This window comes from Arthrobacter sp. 001422645 (assembly GCF_059816125.1).
Window position 1 is genome coordinate 17,363 of sequence record NZ_JCBANT010000008.1, and the last position, 13,361, is coordinate 30,723.

Below are 13,361 nucleotides of genomic sequence, written 5' to 3' on the forward strand. Positions count from 1 at the left end.
CTAGAAAAGGAAGTAGCGCTGCGCCATGGGCAGCACGTCGGACGGTTCGCAGGTGACGTCCTCGCCGTCGACGGTGACCCGGTACGTTTCCGGGTCCACGTCGATGTCCGGGGTGGCACCGTTGTACTTGAGATCCGCTTTCGTGAGGCTGCGGATGCCGGACACGGGCCGGATGACTTTCTCCAGCCCGAGCTCCGCCGGGACCCCGGAGTCGATGGCGGCCTGGGACAGGAAAGTGATGGAGGACTGCTGCAGGGCCTTGCCGTAGGCGGCGAACATGGGCCGCATGGTGCGCGGCTGCGGCGTGGGGATGGAGGCGTTGGCATCCCCCATCAGCGCATAGGCGATCTGCCCGCCCTTAAGCACAAGGTCCGGCTTGACCCCGAAAAACGCCGGCTCCCAGAGCACCAGGTCCGCGAACTTGCCGGCCTCCACCGAGCCGATGGAGTCCGCCATGCCCTGCGCGATGGCCGGGTTGATGGTGTATTTCGCCACGTAGCGCTTGATCCGGAAGTTGTCGCTCTCCGCGCCAAGGCCGGTCGCAGCGCCGTGCACACCGCCGCCTGCATTGTCCCTCTGGGGGTCTTTCAGCACGCCGCGTTGCCGCTTCATCTTGTCCGCCACCTGCCAGGTGCGGATGACCACCTCGCCCACCCGGCCCATCGCCTGCGAGTCCGAGGACGTGATCGCGAAAATCCCCAGATCCTGCAGCACGTCCTCGGCGGCAATGGTCTCGGCGCGGATGCGCGAATCCGCGAAGGCCACGTCCTCCGGGATGTCCGGGTTGAGGTGGTGGCAGACCATGAGCATGTCCAGGTGCTCTTCGATGGTGTTGCGGGTGTACGGCAGCGTGGGGTTGGTGGAGGCCGGCAGGACGTTGGGCAGCCCGGCGATCTTGATGATGTCCGGGGCGTGCCCGCCGCCGGCACCCTCGGTGTGGAAAGTGTGGATCACGCGCCCGTCGATCGCCCGGATGGTGTCCTCCACGAAGCCACACTCGTTCAGCGTGTCGGTGTGGATGGCCACCTGGACGTCGAACTGATCCGCCACCTGCAGCGAGGTGTCGATCGAGGACGTCGTGGAGCCCCAGTCCTCATGGACTTTCAGTCCGATCGCCCCGGCGCGGATCTGCTCGGCCAGGGGCTCGACGGCGGACGCGTGCCCCTTGCCGAGCAGGCCGATGTTGATCGGGAGTCCTTCGGCGGCCTGCAGCATCCGCTGGATGTGCCATTTTCCGGGGGTTACGGTGGTGGCTTTGGTGCCCTCGGCGGGGCCGGTGCCGCCGCCGATCATGGTGGTTACGCCGCTGCACAGCGCGGCGGGAACCTGGTCCGGTGAGATGAAGTGGATGTGGGAGTCCACGCCGCCGGCGGTCAGGATCTTCCGCTCGCCCGCGATGATCTCCGTGCTGGCACCGATCACGATGTCCACGCCGTCGGTGATCTGCGAGTTGCCGGCCTTGCCGATCCGGAAGATATGGCCGTCCCGGAGCGCGACGTCGGCCTTGTAGATCCCGGTGTAATCCAGGATCACGACGTTGGTGATGACGGTGTCCGGAATGTCTTCCCCCTGGACGTCCCCGTCCCGGGTCAGTTGGCCGTTCTGGCCCATGCCGTCGCGGATCACCTTCCCGCCGCCAAACACCACTTCCTCGCCGTAGACGGTGAGGTCTTTCTCGATCTCGAGGAAGAGTTCGGTGTCGGCGAGGCGGATGGCGTCGCCCGTCGTCGGGCCGTACAGGTCCGCGTATTGCCTGCGTGGCAACTCGAAGCTCATTTGCGTCCCTCCTCAACCGGGGCAAGCGGGCCGTTGACCGCGTTGCTCAGGCCGTAGACCTCGCGCCGGCCGGCCAGCTGGATCAGCCGGACGGTCCTGCTGTCCCCGGGTTCGAACCGGGCCGCCGTGCCCGCCGGGATGTCCAGGCGCCGGCCGTAGGCGGCCTGCCGGTTGAACGCCAGGGCGGCGTTCGCTTCGGCAAAGTGAAAGTGCGATCCCACCTGTACGGGGCGGTCGCCGGTGTTGGTCACCACGACGTCGATCGCCTCGCGGCCCGCGTTGACCAGCACCGGCTCCGTGTTGAGGACGTATTCTCCGGGAATCATGCAGCTCCCCTATCGGATGGGATCGTGGACGGTGACGAGCTTGGTCCCGTCCGGGAACGTGGCTTCAATCTGGACGTCGTGGATCATCTCCGGGACGCCTTCCATAACGTCCTCGCGGCCCAGGACGGTGGTGCCGTAGCTCATCAGCTCCGCGACGGTCCTGCCGTCGCGGGCGCCCTCGATCAGCTCGTAGCTGATGATGGCCACCGCCTCCGGGAAGTTCAGCTTCAGCCCACGCGACTGGCGACGGCGGGCGAGGTCGGCCGCGACCACGATCATGAGCTTTTCCTGCTCACGGGGCAAGAGGTGCATGACGGATTCCCTTCACACCGGCGGTCACGGGCCTGGCGGCGCCGTGGTGTTGCCAGAGTAGACGGGGAACGTTTCCTGCAGGTTTCTTACGTCACAAACTGGTGTGCAGCTGACGCAAGCCGGGGCCTGGGTTCCAGCCCGCCTCACGGCCGGAACGTTGCCGGTACCCCGCCGGCGGGCAGCTTCCGCCCAGCCTCCCTTGTTAGGGTGGAGGCATGAAACTCCGCCTCGCCGCCCTGTCCGCTGCCACGCTCATGATCGCCCTGACGGGCTGCGGTCAGGTGCAGGACGCCGCGAACAAGGCCGTCAGCGATGGCGCGTCCCAGGTTGCCACGGCGGCCGGCAGTGAAGTGAAGAAGCAGGCCTGCGCGGTCGTGGAGGACGGCCTGGTCAGTGTCCAGGACAAGGAACTGCTGGGCGGTCTCGTCGCCGGTGCGGAAACCGCGGGTGTTCCCGCCGAGATCACCACCCCGTTGCGCCAGATCGCCGAGTCCGGCGACCAGGTCCCGGGCGATTCCGTCAAGGCCCTCCAGGACGCCTGCGCCAAGTAGCGGCCGCAGGACAAGGGCGGGCCTTAGCGCTTGCCCTTTTTCCGTGATCCCTTGCCCCGGCCCTTATCCGGGTTCGGCGCGTAGCGCTGCGCCACCTTGGGCTTCTTGACGGCCGGACCGCGGCGGTCCGGTTTCGGTTCCTTCTTCGGCTTCTCCTGCTGGGCGGAAGGCTGGCGGGAGCTCGCGGCGGTGCGGCCCCGGACGATCCCGATGAACTCCTCGATCACCTCATCCGTGCTGTCGCTCGGCCAGGCCACGGCAATCTCCGTCGTGGGTGCACCGGTGAGCTTCCGGGCCACGGTGTCCTTGACGTTGAAGTGCCGCGCCACGGACATCGGCAGGATCACCAGGCCGGCGCCGGTGGCCACCACCTGCAGGGCCATTTCCGGTCCGCCGAGTTCCGCCACGTCCAGGAACGTTTCCTTGGACAGGTCTGCCAGGGCCACCTCCTCGAACACCGAGATCTCGTGTCCCTTGGGCGCCACCACCACCGGCTGCTCCTCGTACAGGGGAATCACGCTCAGCCCTTCGCGCTCCACCGGCAGCCGGACGAAGCTCAGGTCCGCGGTTCCGTCGCGCAGCACGGCGAGCTGGGCGCCGTCGTCGGACATAAAGGAGTGCAGCGGAACATCAGGCATCCGCTCTTCCCAGCGCCGGGTCCACTTGCCCGGCGTCACGCCGGCGACGTACGCGAATCGCAACTCCCGCGCTGCTGCTTCGGCCGGGACGGCGGCGGTTTCGTCGGGGGTCTGGGGCGTTTCTTCGGCTGCGGACACATGTTCACAGTACCGCCCGGGCGGTCGCATGGCGGGTGTCAGTGCTCAGCGCCGGTGCCCAGTCAGGCTCTGGCCGGATACCCTTGAACCATGACCTCTGCAAACTCCCAGTCCATGAAGCCGGCCACCGTTGCCAAGAAGCTTGGCATCTACCTGCCCGCAACACCCCAGGAGTTCCAGGATTCGGTCATCTCCCGCGCCGATTTCGCCGAGCTTCAGGCCAACCCGCCGGAGTGGCTCGCCGAACTGCGCCGCAACGGCCCGCACCCCCGTCCGGTGGTGGCGCAGAAGCTCAACGTCTCCATCAGCGGCCTAGCCCGCGGCGGCGTCGAGGAAGCGCTGACGACGGCGGAAATCACCGCGCTGCTGCAGGCTCCCCCGGCATGGCTGGTGGCCGAACGCTCCACGCACGCTGCCGTCCGCGCCGAGGCCCAGCGGGTCAAGGACGAGGCCGCGAAAAAGGACGCCAAGAAGGCACGCACCGCCGCCGAGTAGCCGCGGTTCCTCGCCACGGGCTTGGCCCGGATCACGGCGAGGGTCATCTAGGTCCTGCTCAGTCCTGGTGGAGCTGGACGAAGTTCCCGCACCCGTCGTCGAACACCGCCGTGGTTCCGCCGGGACCGTCGGAAGGCTCGCCCTGGAACATCACGCCCTTGGCCGCGAGCCGATCGAACTCAGCCCGGACATCGGGCACACCGAAGACAATCGCAGGCATCCCGGCGTCGTGGAGTGCATCCATGTAGGTGGATCCGATCGGGTTGTCGCTGGGCTCCAGCAGGAGCCCGACCGATCCGCCGCCTGACCCTGCCGGGTCCTTCACGATGAAGAGGTTGTGCTCCGGCATGACCAGAAGGCTCTCAAAGCCCAGAATTCCGGTGTAGAACTCATAGGCGGCGGCGGGGTCCTTGACGTGGATACTCACCATTTTCAGTCGCATGGGCCCTAGGCTACGCCGGAACCGTCACGGGTGTGAACCGCACCCGCCGCGGCGGGTTCCCGCAAACCCCGGACCATTGACGGCCCGCCTTCCATAGATTCCAATGGAATCAGCGGAACCGCGCCCGCCCGGGCCGGATCCCTGGAGGTGTTGGAATGCCGTCCCTTTTCTATCCCGCCCCGTTCGCGCTTTGGCAACTCCTTGCCCTGGCCGTCATCGTTGTGTGCGCTTCGGCAGGCTCGGTGTATCTCATCCGCAAGCACGTGGCCGCCGGCGGTGACGTCTTGCCGGATTCAGTATTCTGGGACGGTTTCGCCGGACTCGCCATCGTTGCGCCGGCCGTGATCCTCCCCGCCTTGGCAGCACCGTGGGCGGGCCTGCTGCTGGGAGTCCTCGCCGTTGCCTCCGCTGCCGCCTCCTATTTCTGGACACCCAGGGAACTCAGCCGGCAGGAGGCCCGGCGTGCGTCCCGGGACATCGCAGCCAGCAACGAGGCGGCTGCCGCCAGGCACCGCAGTCTCCTGGCAAGATGGCAGCGCTACGAATTGGACCCGGCGCTCAGCATCGACTACCCCGCCATGAGTGACTCCCGCCAGCCTGAGACCGCCGCCCTGATCCGCGCGATGAAGGACGCGGAGCGGCTTCGCGGCGGGACGGACGCAGGTTACGCCCCGGCCGTTGCGCGGCTGGAACAGGCCCTCGACGACGCCGAGCGGGCCGCCGGCGTCGGGCGTGAAGCCCCGGCCCGCCCTGCCGGATTCACCAGCACCGACCCGGCGCTCGGCTGAGCGCGCATCCCACCCGCTGGTCGCTGAGGCGGAACGTACCCACAGGCCACGGTCGTCCCCGGAAGGAAATCCCATGACAGACATCACCATCATCGGCAGCGGCAACATGGCCCGGGCGATCGGAACCCGCGCCGTGGCCGCGGGACGTTCGCTGCAGATCCTCAGCCGGTCCCCGGAACACGCCGCCAAACTCGCCGCCGAACTGGGAGCTGACACCACCTCCGGAGGACTGGGCGATATCCCGGAGGGTGACATCGTGGTCCTGGCCCTCTACTTCGAACCGGCCAAGGAAGTGGCGACGCACTACGGCGACACCCTCAGCGGCAAGACGGTGGTGGAGATCAGCAACCCGACCGACCCGGACTTCGATTCCCTCACCGTCGAACCGGGCTCCTCGGCTGCCGAAGAAATCGCCGCCTTGCTGCCGGGCGCGGAAGTGGTCAAGGCTTTCAACACGACGTTCGCCGGCCCGCTGGCGGCCGGGGCAAAGGGCGGGATGCCGCTGGACGTCTTCATCGCCTCGGACTCCGGGGACGCGGCCAACGCGGTCGCGTCGTTTGCGGCAGCCGCAGGACTCCGGCCACTAAAGGTTGGCGGGCTGAGGCATGCCCGGGAACTGGAGGGCTTCGAGCTCCTCGTCATGGCCCTGCAGGCCAACCCGGCCTACGAGTCCTTCGACTGGACCGCAGGGCCCAAGATCATCGACTAGGGACCTACAGTTCCACCGTGCCGCTTTCCCCCACGCTCATGCGGCTGTGCGTGACCTTGGATTTGACCCACTGCAGCACCGTCGCGGCGGTTCCGCCGGGGCTGGTCCAGTATTCAGCGGAGTCGGAATCGACGTGAAGGAGCACCACGTCGGGGGTATCCGGGCCGTCCGGGAACCAGGCCTCCACCATCTGGTTCCACAGCTCATGGATTTTCTGGCGGTCGGTGACGACTTCCGCCGTTCCGGCCACCGACACCCATTCCGTCCCCTTGCCGAACGAGACGTTGACTCCCGGGTGCGCCCGGACATGGGCCACCTGCGAGGTGGTGACGGACGTGAAGAACCACATGTCGCCGTCGTCCTTCACGTCCTGGACGGCCAGCGGCCGGCTGACGAGCGCGCCCTCTTCGTTGACGGTGGTGAACATCCCGATCCGCGAATCGTTGATGATGTCCGTAACTTTGCTGATGTTCTCTGCGTCCGACATGCTGTCACCTCGTTCTGGTTCCAAACAGGGGAAGGTCCCCCTCCCGCCAGCCTATTGGTAAGTTTGCTTACTTTCCAGTGGCCGGCGGGTGGAGGACCTTTGGTCCGTCGCGGTGGGGGCCTAGTACCCCCTCGGCAGGACCTTGCCCTTGAAGAACTCCGGGCGCACCTTGTACATCACCAGCATGAGGACCACACCCAGCAGGATGACACCCATGCCCAGGACGAACACAAGGCCAATCCCGCCGACGGATGAACCGGAGCCGTAGGCCGGATCCATGGAGTCATAGGCGGTCTTGAAGAACATCACCAGCAGGATGACGCCGCCCAGGAGCGGGGAGAGGAACTTGAAGAAGAACGCCTGCGCCCCGCTGAAGGCTTCGCTCCGGAAGAACCAGACGCAGGCCAGGGCGGTGATGCCGTAGTAGAAGCAGATCATCATGCCCAGCGCGGTAATGGTGTCCCACAGGGCATTCTCCGAGGTGGTCCGGGTGATCACGTAGAAACCCGCTGCGGCGATGGCGGCGGCGATCGTGGCGTAGCTCGGGGACTTGAACGTGGGGCTGATCCGGCCGAACTGGTTCGGCAGCGCCTTGTAGTGGCCCATCGCCAGCAGCGTCCGGGCCGGTGAGACGAACGTCGACTGCAGGGACGCGGCCGAGCTGCTCAGGATGGACAGGGACATCAGGATGGCGAACGGACCCATGACCGGCCCGGCCAGGACGGCGAAGATGCTGCCCTGGTTTTCGGGGTTTCCGGCGCCCAGGCCTTCCTCACCGATGCCGGCGTACGTCAGCGTGGCCAGCGCGACGGTCATGTAGATGATCACGATGACGAGCACGGTGACGGTGGCCGCGCGGCCCGGGGTCTTCTCCGGGTTGCGAGTTTCCTCGTTCATGGTGAGGGTGACGTCCCAGCCCCAGTAGATGAAGATCGAGAGGGACACGCCGGCGGCGAAGGCCGAGAAGGATTCGACGGCAAACGGGTTGAACCACTCGGGCGTGATCGCGGTGGCATCGAAGGCGGTGCCGTTGGCGACGTGGCTGAAGGCGGCGATCGCAAACCAGCCGAGCACTAAGAGCTGGAACGCGACCAGCACGTACTGCACCCCCTTCGTGGTTTCCATGCCGCGGTAGGAGATCCAGCAGGCCAGCGCGATGAACACCAGCGTCGTGGCGATGTTCAGCGGCAGGTTCAGGGTCAGGTCGGCCAGTTCGGGGTTGCCGAACAGCTGGGCCAGCATCAGGTAGAAGAAGTCCACAGCCACGGCTGCGAGGTTGGAGAGCACGATGATCGTCGCGGCGATCAGTCCCCACCCGCCCATCCAGCCGATCCACGGACCGAAGGCGCGCGATGCCCACGTGAAGGAGGTTCCGGCGTCGGGCATGGCGTTGTTCAGCTCGCGGTAGCCGAAGGCCACCAGCAGCATCGGGACGAAGCCCACCAGGAAGATCGCCGGCAGCTGGACTCCGACCTCGGCGACGGTGGGGCCCAGGGCCGCAGTCAGTGTGTAGGCCGGCGCAATACAGGACACACCGATAACGACGGCGCCGATCAGGCCCACCGATCCGGCCTTGAGGCCCTTGGCGCTCAGTCCTGCGTGGGTGTCGTGCGAGGTCTTGGCCGCCGCGTGTTCGGTGCTCATTGGGGTGCCTCTCCGGACGTGTCATTCGACGTGGGCTGGTTCTGGTGCTTGAGTTCGTAACCGCTGGGAACCACCAGCATCGGGACCGGCAGGGCGCGCAGGATCCGGTTGGCGGTGCTGCCCAGGAAAATGGAGCGGGCCTGGGCAAGGCGGCTGGAACCGATCACCAGGACCTCGCCATCTTCCCAGTCGAGGTCATCCACGGCCTCTTCGATGCTCCGGCCCTGCGCGACGACGACGTCGGTCTTCGCCGCCAGCTGGACGCCCGACTGGTTGACCGGCGCGGCGGCCGCAACGGTCTTCTCCGCGTACTCGCGGGCGGTCGCAGCCGCGTCGCCGGAGTTGCCGCCGTCGAGCGCCAGCAGGGATACCACCCGTAACGGGACCTTCCGGTTCGCCGCCATGCCGATGGCGAAGTCGAGCAGTTTTTCGGCCCCTGCCCGGGTGCCAAGACCGCAGCTGATCCTGGTCAGGGCCTCCTTGCGGTGGTAGCCGTGCGGCGCCAGGGCCACCGGAACCGTGGATGCATGGAGCAGCGCACTGGCAACGGAACCGATGGTGAACCGCTTGAAGAGCCCGCCGCTGGTTGCCCCGATGACCAGGACGTCCGCCCCGAGTTCCTCGGCCGCCTCTATCAGTGCATGGGCATCGGAGTCGCCGCTGCGGATATGTGCCTCCGCCGGGACGTCGGCCGGAACGAGGGCGAGGGCCTCGTCGAGCCATTCACGTGCCTGCTCGTTAAGGAGGGTCTCGAAACCGGCTTTGGGTGCATGCGCGGCGCCGAACTGCTGGACCTCGGGCACCACCAGTACGAGGTCCAGGCTGGCACCGCGTCCGCGGGCCATCGCTACGGCCAGATTGACGGCATCATGGCCTCTGGCATTGGCTGAATACCCCACTACGTAACGCATCTGGCCGATCCTTTCTGAACTGTTGGCGGGTTGGTTGGAGGCGATGGGCTAGCTGGAAGCTGCGGGGGCACGGTCTGCCGCTGCCACGATCCGGGCCGCCGTGCCGCGTCCCATCCGGACTGCACCGTCGACGTGCTGGTAGCCCTCGGCGGCGAGATCCGAGCACGACCAGTAGATGGGGCCGACCGGCGCGAGCTGGTCCTTGCCGTAGCGATGCAGTCCGCCGAGGTCGTAGCTGGCGGCATAGGCTCCGCGGGTCCATTCCTCGGACCCCCAGTCCGACTCGTAGTAGACCTCCGGCTCGAGGGCCTTGTCGCCCAGGAATCCGGCAATCGATTCCAGGATGCTCCGGCGGCGCTCCTCGGCGCTGAGCTCGAACATGGCGTCGGCCTTCTCATCCGAGACGAAGCCGACCAGCGTGCCGCGGGGATCTTCATGGTTGGTGTTGTCGTAGACCTCCTGGACCAGCGCTCCGGCCCCGAAGCAGGTTCCGGAGAGTCCGTCCTCCCGCCAGAACGGGCTGCTGTAGACGGCGTGGACCTTGATGACCAGGCCCAGAGACTGGTGCTGGTGCATCTGGTGCTGGCGGCGCGGCAGCGGCGGATTAAAGGAGACCCGGGAATACAGATTCGGCGGTACCGCCATGATCACGAAGCGCGCATTCACCGTGGCGCGTTCGGATACGGCGGTCACGGTGCGCCCTCCCGCATTTGCTCCCGCGGCGGCACCCCAGTTGATGGTGCGCACTGGGCTGTCCAGCACCACGTCGTCGCCCAGTTCCGCGGCTATCAGCAGGGAGACCTGCTGCATCCCGCCGATGACCCGCTTGTCCAGGATGAAGTCCTCGTCGGTGAGGTGAGAGAAGGATCCGGCCGAGGCAGCCATCAGGACTGCCTGCAGGGCGGAGAAGGCGTGGGCGGGTTTGGTCAGCATGCCGCCGGCAATGAAGAGGCCGATGTTGTTGCAGGCTTCCTCGTCCGGGGAGTTTTCGCGCAGCCAGTGGTGGAAGGAAATGGTGTCCAGTTCACGCGCCTTGGGGTGGGCCCACGGCTCAGTGGGGCCAATCTCGGCGGCCAGGGAATCCAACAGGGCGGTGAGCTTCGCCATTTCGGCCGCGGTGGTTTCGCTAACCGGGAACGTATCGCCCGTGTAGAGGGTGCGTTGGCCGTCGGAACCGATGTAGACGGACTGGCCCTCGCGGAACCGCGAGTAGGTCTGCAGGCCAAGCTCGTCGATGAGCGCCAGCAGTTCGGTCTGGTCCGGCGAGACCCACTGGCCGCCGATCTCAAGCATGGCGCCGTCGATCGTGTCGGTCCACGTGCGGCCGCCGACGCGGTCGCGTGCCTCCAGGACGGCCACGCTCAGTCCCGCCTTCTTTAGTTCCCGGGCGGCGGTCAGCCCGGCTGGGCCGGCTCCTACGATGACGACGTCGCGGTCAAGTTCCAGCATGATGTCCTCTCTGCGGCCGCCCGGAGTGATGCGGGCCACTAAATGAATGCCGTTCATTTAGACTATAGACCGTTCAGATGCATCAGGGAAGACCTCCGGTCCAAGAATTTTTCGCCCGTAAAGTCGCCCGTAAAGTAGGGGCACAATGGGAGCATCCAGGACAGCGACAGCAGAAAGGCCAGCAATGCCGGCATCAACCAGTGCCACTGCAGATCCGCACCGCCACGACGCGAAGCCGCGCCGCCGGGCGGGCAGGCCGGCTGCTGCCGTTCTCGACCAGGACGGCATCACCGCGGCGGCGCTCCAGCTCATCGGGAAGAGCGGCTATGAGGGGTTCACCATGGCTGCTCTGGCGCGGACGCTGAATGTGGCGCCGTCGGCTCTGTACAACCACGTCTCGTCCAAACGGGACGTCCTGGTCCTGGTTCAAGACCACTTGACGTCGTTCGTTGACGTGTCCGCCTTCGACGCCGAGCCGTGGGACCGGGCGGTGCGCAGCTGGGCGTGGAGCTACCGCGACGTGTTCTCCAAACACACGCCGCTGATCCCGGTGATCGCGGTGCTGCCCGTCACCGATGCGCCCAAGACGCTGGCCATGTATGAGGCGGTCAGCGCCGGATTCCGCCGGGCGGGCTTCCCGCAGGAGCGCATCATTTCGGCAATCGTGGCCCTGGAATCCTTTATCTTCGGCTCGGCTTACGACGTCACCGCACCGTCAGACATCTTCGACTCGGGGAGCATGGCGGAATCGACGCCGAACTTCACGGCAGCCGTCGCACGTCTGGCCGATCAGGGGTACGAAAACCAGGCCGACGTCGCCTTTGAACTCGGCCTGGGGGCCCTCGTTACCGGATTCGGCGCGCTGCGGGGATAGTGCTGGGATAGTTGGGTCGGCGGGTTAAATGAAAAGAACCCCGGTCCGAAGACCGGGGTTCTTTCGATTGCGTGCGCGAGGGGGGATTTGAACCCCCACGCCCTTTCGGACACTGGCACCTGAAGCCAGCGCGTCTGCCGTTCCGCCACTCGCGCGCAACTTCTTCCACTCAATCGTGGCCCGGAATCCGGACCGCCAACCTCGTAAAAGCAGCGAGATCAAGCATAACGGACAACAGCGGGAAAACACCAATCGGCCCCCGAAGGTGTAGCGCAGGAGGGTCCGCAGGGCCTGTGGGGTCGGGCACTTGGCCTGCCCCCGGCCCGTATCCCGGCACGGCGCGGCACGCGCAACGGAACCCTGCCGGCGCAGATGAAGCACGCACCCCGTACGGCGGCGCGCGCCGGTGTCAGCGCATGTCAGGGGCCGTCCGGCGCAATTTCCCGGCACGGAGTGGCGACGCGCATTAAGGCCATTCCCAGACTCGCCCAGTAGTATCTGATGTAGGAGTGCCCGTTACCAGCGGGCTCCCGCAGATGTGGGAAACCGAGTTCCGGAACGAATGCTGCCCTGCAGCCGTCACGAAAGGAGAAGGACCATGGGATTGCTGGACAAAGTCGAGCGCGGCATCGAAAAGGCCGTCCGCGGAGTCTTCTCCACCGGTTCTCGCGCCCAGGTGGAGCCTGTCGAGATCGCCAGCCACCTCCGCCGCGAGGTGGACAACAAAGCCATCACCATCGCCGCGGGACGGACCTTGGCCCCCAACGTCTTCGATGTCCTCCTCAGTGACGACGATTTCCAGCGGGCCCAGGAATGGGGCACCCCGCTGGCCGAAGAGCTGTGCGACGTCGTCATCAACCACGTGCGCAGCCAGGGCTACACGCTTCAGGGTCCGGTCCGGATCAGCTTCCGCCGTGACGAGGAGCGCCGGGCCGGCGACTTCGAAATCAAATCGCGGACCGAAAAGTCCCCCGCCGCCTCCGCGCCTGAACAGCCGGCGCATGGCGGCATGCCCGCCGCGCCGACGCGCCAGCCCTCCCGGATGCAGCCCGTCCTGGACATCGACGGGCAACGCTACTCCTTGAACGCGCCGTCGATCGTCCTGGGACGCTCCTCCGAGGCGGACATCCTGATTGACGACACCGGCGTTTCCCGCCGCCATCTGGAAATCCGCACGGGGTCAGGGGCAGCCCAGGCCGTTGATCTTGGCTCCACGAACGGCAGCTACGTCAATGGCCACAAGGTCGTGGGCTCCTCGGAGCTCACCGACGGCTCCACCATCACGATGGGACGGACCAAGATCATCTACCGCCTTTTGCCCGCCGGCCCAGGCGGCCGCCAGTGAGCGAACTGACCATCACCGCCTTGCGCTTCGGTTTCCTCCTGCTCCTGTGGGTACTGATCTTCAGCATCGTCGCGGCCATGCGCCGCGACCTCATGATCGGCCGCAAGGCAGCAGCAGGCGCCCCGACGGCGCGGCAGGTACGCAAGAACCCGGCCCTGGCCGAGCCCGCCGCCCCCGTCCGGCAGCAGCCCCGGCAACTGGTGGTGACCGAGGGGCCGCTCAAGGGCACCACCATCCCGCTGGCGGCCAGCCCCATCCTTCTCGGCCGCGCCCAGGAGGCGACCCTCGTCCTGGAGGATGACTATGCCTCCGGGCGCCACGCCAGGCTGTTTCCACAAGGCAGCCGCTGGTTCATCGAGGATCTTGGCTCGACCAACGGCACCTATCTGGCCGATCAGCAGCTCACCAGGGCACTGCCCGTGGAGCTCGGTGTCCCCGTGAGAATCGGCAAGACGGTCATCGAATTGAGGCCGTAG

16 protein-coding genes and 1 tRNA gene are annotated in these 13,361 nt (G+C 66.6%); 7 read left to right on the forward strand and 10 right to left on the reverse strand.

What is annotated here, in order from left to right; genetic code table 11:
- Genes ureC through AC6EUH_RS09905 form a run of 3 tightly spaced genes read right to left on the reverse strand, consistent with a single transcriptional unit; the run spans position 1 to position 2,414 of the window.
- Entirely contained in the window at positions 1-1,776 is a 1,776-nt protein-coding gene (gene ureC, locus AC6EUH_RS09895) for an urease subunit alpha (RefSeq protein ID WP_499738519.1), read from the reverse strand.
- On the reverse strand, positions 1,773-2,102 hold the full coding sequence (locus AC6EUH_RS09900) for an urease subunit beta (RefSeq protein WP_499738520.1): 330 nt from the start codon (positions 2,100-2,102) through the stop codon (positions 1,773-1,775). The genes ureC and AC6EUH_RS09900 overlap by 4 nt, the downstream gene beginning before the upstream one ends.
- A gap of 9 nt (positions 2,103-2,111) precedes the next feature.
- Positions 2,112-2,414 carry an urease subunit gamma gene (locus AC6EUH_RS09905; protein ID WP_056428642.1) on the reverse strand — a complete coding sequence of 101 codons (303 nt, stop codon included), beginning with the start codon at positions 2,412-2,414 and terminating at the stop codon, positions 2,112-2,114.
- Positions 2,415-2,629: 215 nt separating this feature from the next.
- On the opposite strand from AC6EUH_RS09905, the gene AC6EUH_RS09910 reads away from it, so the two are divergent.
- A complete protein-coding gene (locus tag AC6EUH_RS09910) occupies positions 2,630-2,965 on the forward strand; it encodes a hypothetical protein (protein ID WP_056428646.1) in 336 nt (111 codons plus the stop codon).
- Positions 2,966-2,988: 23 nt separating this feature from the next.
- Here AC6EUH_RS09910 and AC6EUH_RS09915 read toward each other — a convergent pair whose 3' ends face one another.
- Positions 2,989-3,741, reverse strand: coding sequence for a LysR family substrate-binding domain-containing protein (locus AC6EUH_RS09915; protein ID WP_200913012.1), 753 nt, complete (start codon positions 3,739-3,741; stop codon positions 2,989-2,991).
- A 90-nt stretch (positions 3,742-3,831) separates the two neighbouring features.
- On the opposite strand from AC6EUH_RS09915, the gene AC6EUH_RS09920 reads away from it, so the two are divergent.
- On the forward strand, positions 3,832-4,236 hold the full coding sequence (locus AC6EUH_RS09920) for a DUF5997 family protein (protein WP_056428648.1): 405 nt from the start codon (positions 3,832-3,834) through the stop codon (positions 4,234-4,236).
- 58 nt (positions 4,237-4,294) lie between these two features.
- On the opposite strand, the gene AC6EUH_RS09925 is transcribed toward AC6EUH_RS09920, so the two are convergent.
- Entirely contained in the window at positions 4,295-4,678 is a 384-nt protein-coding gene (locus AC6EUH_RS09925; RefSeq protein WP_499738521.1) for a VOC family protein, read from the reverse strand.
- Positions 4,679-4,833: 155 nt separating this feature from the next.
- Here AC6EUH_RS09925 and AC6EUH_RS09930 point away from each other — a divergent pair, with 155 nt between their 5' ends.
- A complete protein-coding gene (locus AC6EUH_RS09930) occupies positions 4,834-5,466 on the forward strand; it encodes a hypothetical protein (protein WP_499738522.1) in 633 nt (210 codons plus the stop codon).
- Between the two features lie 73 nt (positions 5,467-5,539).
- Positions 5,540-6,175, forward strand: coding sequence for an NADPH-dependent F420 reductase (locus AC6EUH_RS09935; RefSeq protein ID WP_056428656.1), 636 nt, complete (start codon positions 5,540-5,542; stop codon positions 6,173-6,175).
- A gap of 4 nt (positions 6,176-6,179) precedes the next feature.
- On the opposite strand, the gene AC6EUH_RS09940 is transcribed toward AC6EUH_RS09935, so the two are convergent.
- From AC6EUH_RS09940 to AC6EUH_RS09955, 4 genes are all read right to left on the reverse strand, one after another.
- The gene (locus AC6EUH_RS09940; protein WP_499738523.1) at positions 6,180-6,662 is read right to left on the reverse strand and encodes a pyridoxamine 5'-phosphate oxidase family protein; all 483 of its coding nucleotides are present in this window, start codon (positions 6,660-6,662) and stop codon (positions 6,180-6,182) included.
- Positions 6,663-6,782: 120 nt separating this feature from the next.
- Positions 6,783-8,306 carry an APC family permease gene (locus AC6EUH_RS09945; protein WP_499738524.1) on the reverse strand — a complete coding sequence of 508 codons (1,524 nt, stop codon included), beginning with the start codon at positions 8,304-8,306 and terminating at the stop codon, positions 6,783-6,785.
- Complete coding sequence (locus tag AC6EUH_RS09950; protein WP_499738525.1) at positions 8,303-9,217, reverse strand: universal stress protein; 915 nt, start codon at positions 9,215-9,217, stop codon at positions 8,303-8,305. The genes AC6EUH_RS09945 and AC6EUH_RS09950 overlap by 4 nt, the downstream gene beginning before the upstream one ends.
- Before the next feature lie 48 nt (positions 9,218-9,265).
- Positions 9,266-10,666, reverse strand: a complete 1,401-nt coding sequence (locus tag AC6EUH_RS09955; protein WP_499738526.1) for a flavin monoamine oxidase family protein — start codon at positions 10,664-10,666, stop codon at positions 9,266-9,268.
- Positions 10,667-10,850: 184 nt separating this feature from the next.
- Here AC6EUH_RS09955 and AC6EUH_RS09960 point away from each other — a divergent pair, with 184 nt between their 5' ends.
- Positions 10,851-11,540 carry a TetR/AcrR family transcriptional regulator gene (locus AC6EUH_RS09960; RefSeq protein ID WP_082492642.1) on the forward strand — a complete coding sequence of 230 codons (690 nt, stop codon included), beginning with the start codon at positions 10,851-10,853 and terminating at the stop codon, positions 11,538-11,540.
- Between the two features lie 72 nt (positions 11,541-11,612).
- Here the strand turns inward: AC6EUH_RS09960 and AC6EUH_RS09965 are convergent.
- A tRNA-Leu gene (locus tag AC6EUH_RS09965) sits at positions 11,613-11,695 on the reverse strand.
- 443 nt (positions 11,696-12,138) lie between these two features.
- On the opposite strand from AC6EUH_RS09965, the gene AC6EUH_RS09970 reads away from it, so the two are divergent.
- Positions 12,139-12,885 (forward strand): FHA domain-containing protein, encoded by a 747-nt coding sequence (locus AC6EUH_RS09970; RefSeq protein WP_056428670.1) that lies wholly within the window; start codon positions 12,139-12,141, stop codon positions 12,883-12,885.
- The gene (locus AC6EUH_RS09975; protein WP_224048084.1) at positions 12,882-13,361 is read left to right on the forward strand and encodes an FHA domain-containing protein FhaB/FipA; all 480 of its coding nucleotides are present in this window, start codon (positions 12,882-12,884) and stop codon (positions 13,359-13,361) included. Before AC6EUH_RS09970 ends, AC6EUH_RS09975 begins: the two co-directional genes overlap by 4 nt.

What these genes read in the sequence shown, in the direction of transcription:
- ureC (WP_499738519.1), bottom strand. Translation starts at nt 1,776, where the DNA reads ATGAGCTTCGAGTTGCCACGCAGGCAATACGCGGACCTGTACGGCCCG.
- AC6EUH_RS09900 (WP_499738520.1), bottom strand. Translation starts at nt 2,102, where the DNA reads ATGATTCCCGGAGAATACGTCCTCAACACGGAGCCGGTGCTGGTCAAC.
- AC6EUH_RS09905 (WP_056428642.1), bottom strand. Translation starts at nt 2,414, where the DNA reads ATGCACCTCTTGCCCCGTGAGCAGGAAAAGCTCATGATCGTGGTCGCG.
- AC6EUH_RS09910 (WP_056428646.1), top strand. Translation starts at nt 2,630, where the DNA reads ATGAAACTCCGCCTCGCCGCCCTGTCCGCTGCCACGCTCATGATCGCC.
- AC6EUH_RS09920 (WP_056428648.1), top strand. Translation starts at nt 3,832, where the DNA reads ATGACCTCTGCAAACTCCCAGTCCATGAAGCCGGCCACCGTTGCCAAG.
- AC6EUH_RS09925 (WP_499738521.1), bottom strand. Translation starts at nt 4,678, where the DNA reads ATGCGACTGAAAATGGTGAGTATCCACGTCAAGGACCCCGCCGCCGCC.
- AC6EUH_RS09930 (WP_499738522.1), top strand. Translation starts at nt 4,834, where the DNA reads ATGCCGTCCCTTTTCTATCCCGCCCCGTTCGCGCTTTGGCAACTCCTT.
- AC6EUH_RS09935 (WP_056428656.1), top strand. Translation starts at nt 5,540, where the DNA reads ATGACAGACATCACCATCATCGGCAGCGGCAACATGGCCCGGGCGATC.
- AC6EUH_RS09940 (WP_499738523.1), bottom strand. Translation starts at nt 6,662, where the DNA reads ATGTCGGACGCAGAGAACATCAGCAAAGTTACGGACATCATCAACGAT.
- AC6EUH_RS09945 (WP_499738524.1), bottom strand. Translation starts at nt 8,306, where the DNA reads ATGAGCACCGAACACGCGGCGGCCAAGACCTCGCACGACACCCACGCA.
- AC6EUH_RS09950 (WP_499738525.1), bottom strand. Translation starts at nt 9,217, where the DNA reads ATGCGTTACGTAGTGGGGTATTCAGCCAATGCCAGAGGCCATGATGCC.
- AC6EUH_RS09955 (WP_499738526.1), bottom strand. Translation starts at nt 10,666, where the DNA reads ATGCTGGAACTTGACCGCGACGTCGTCATCGTAGGAGCCGGCCCAGCC.
- AC6EUH_RS09960 (WP_082492642.1), top strand. Translation starts at nt 10,851, where the DNA reads ATGCCGGCATCAACCAGTGCCACTGCAGATCCGCACCGCCACGACGCG.
- AC6EUH_RS09970 (WP_056428670.1), top strand. Translation starts at nt 12,139, where the DNA reads ATGGGATTGCTGGACAAAGTCGAGCGCGGCATCGAAAAGGCCGTCCGC.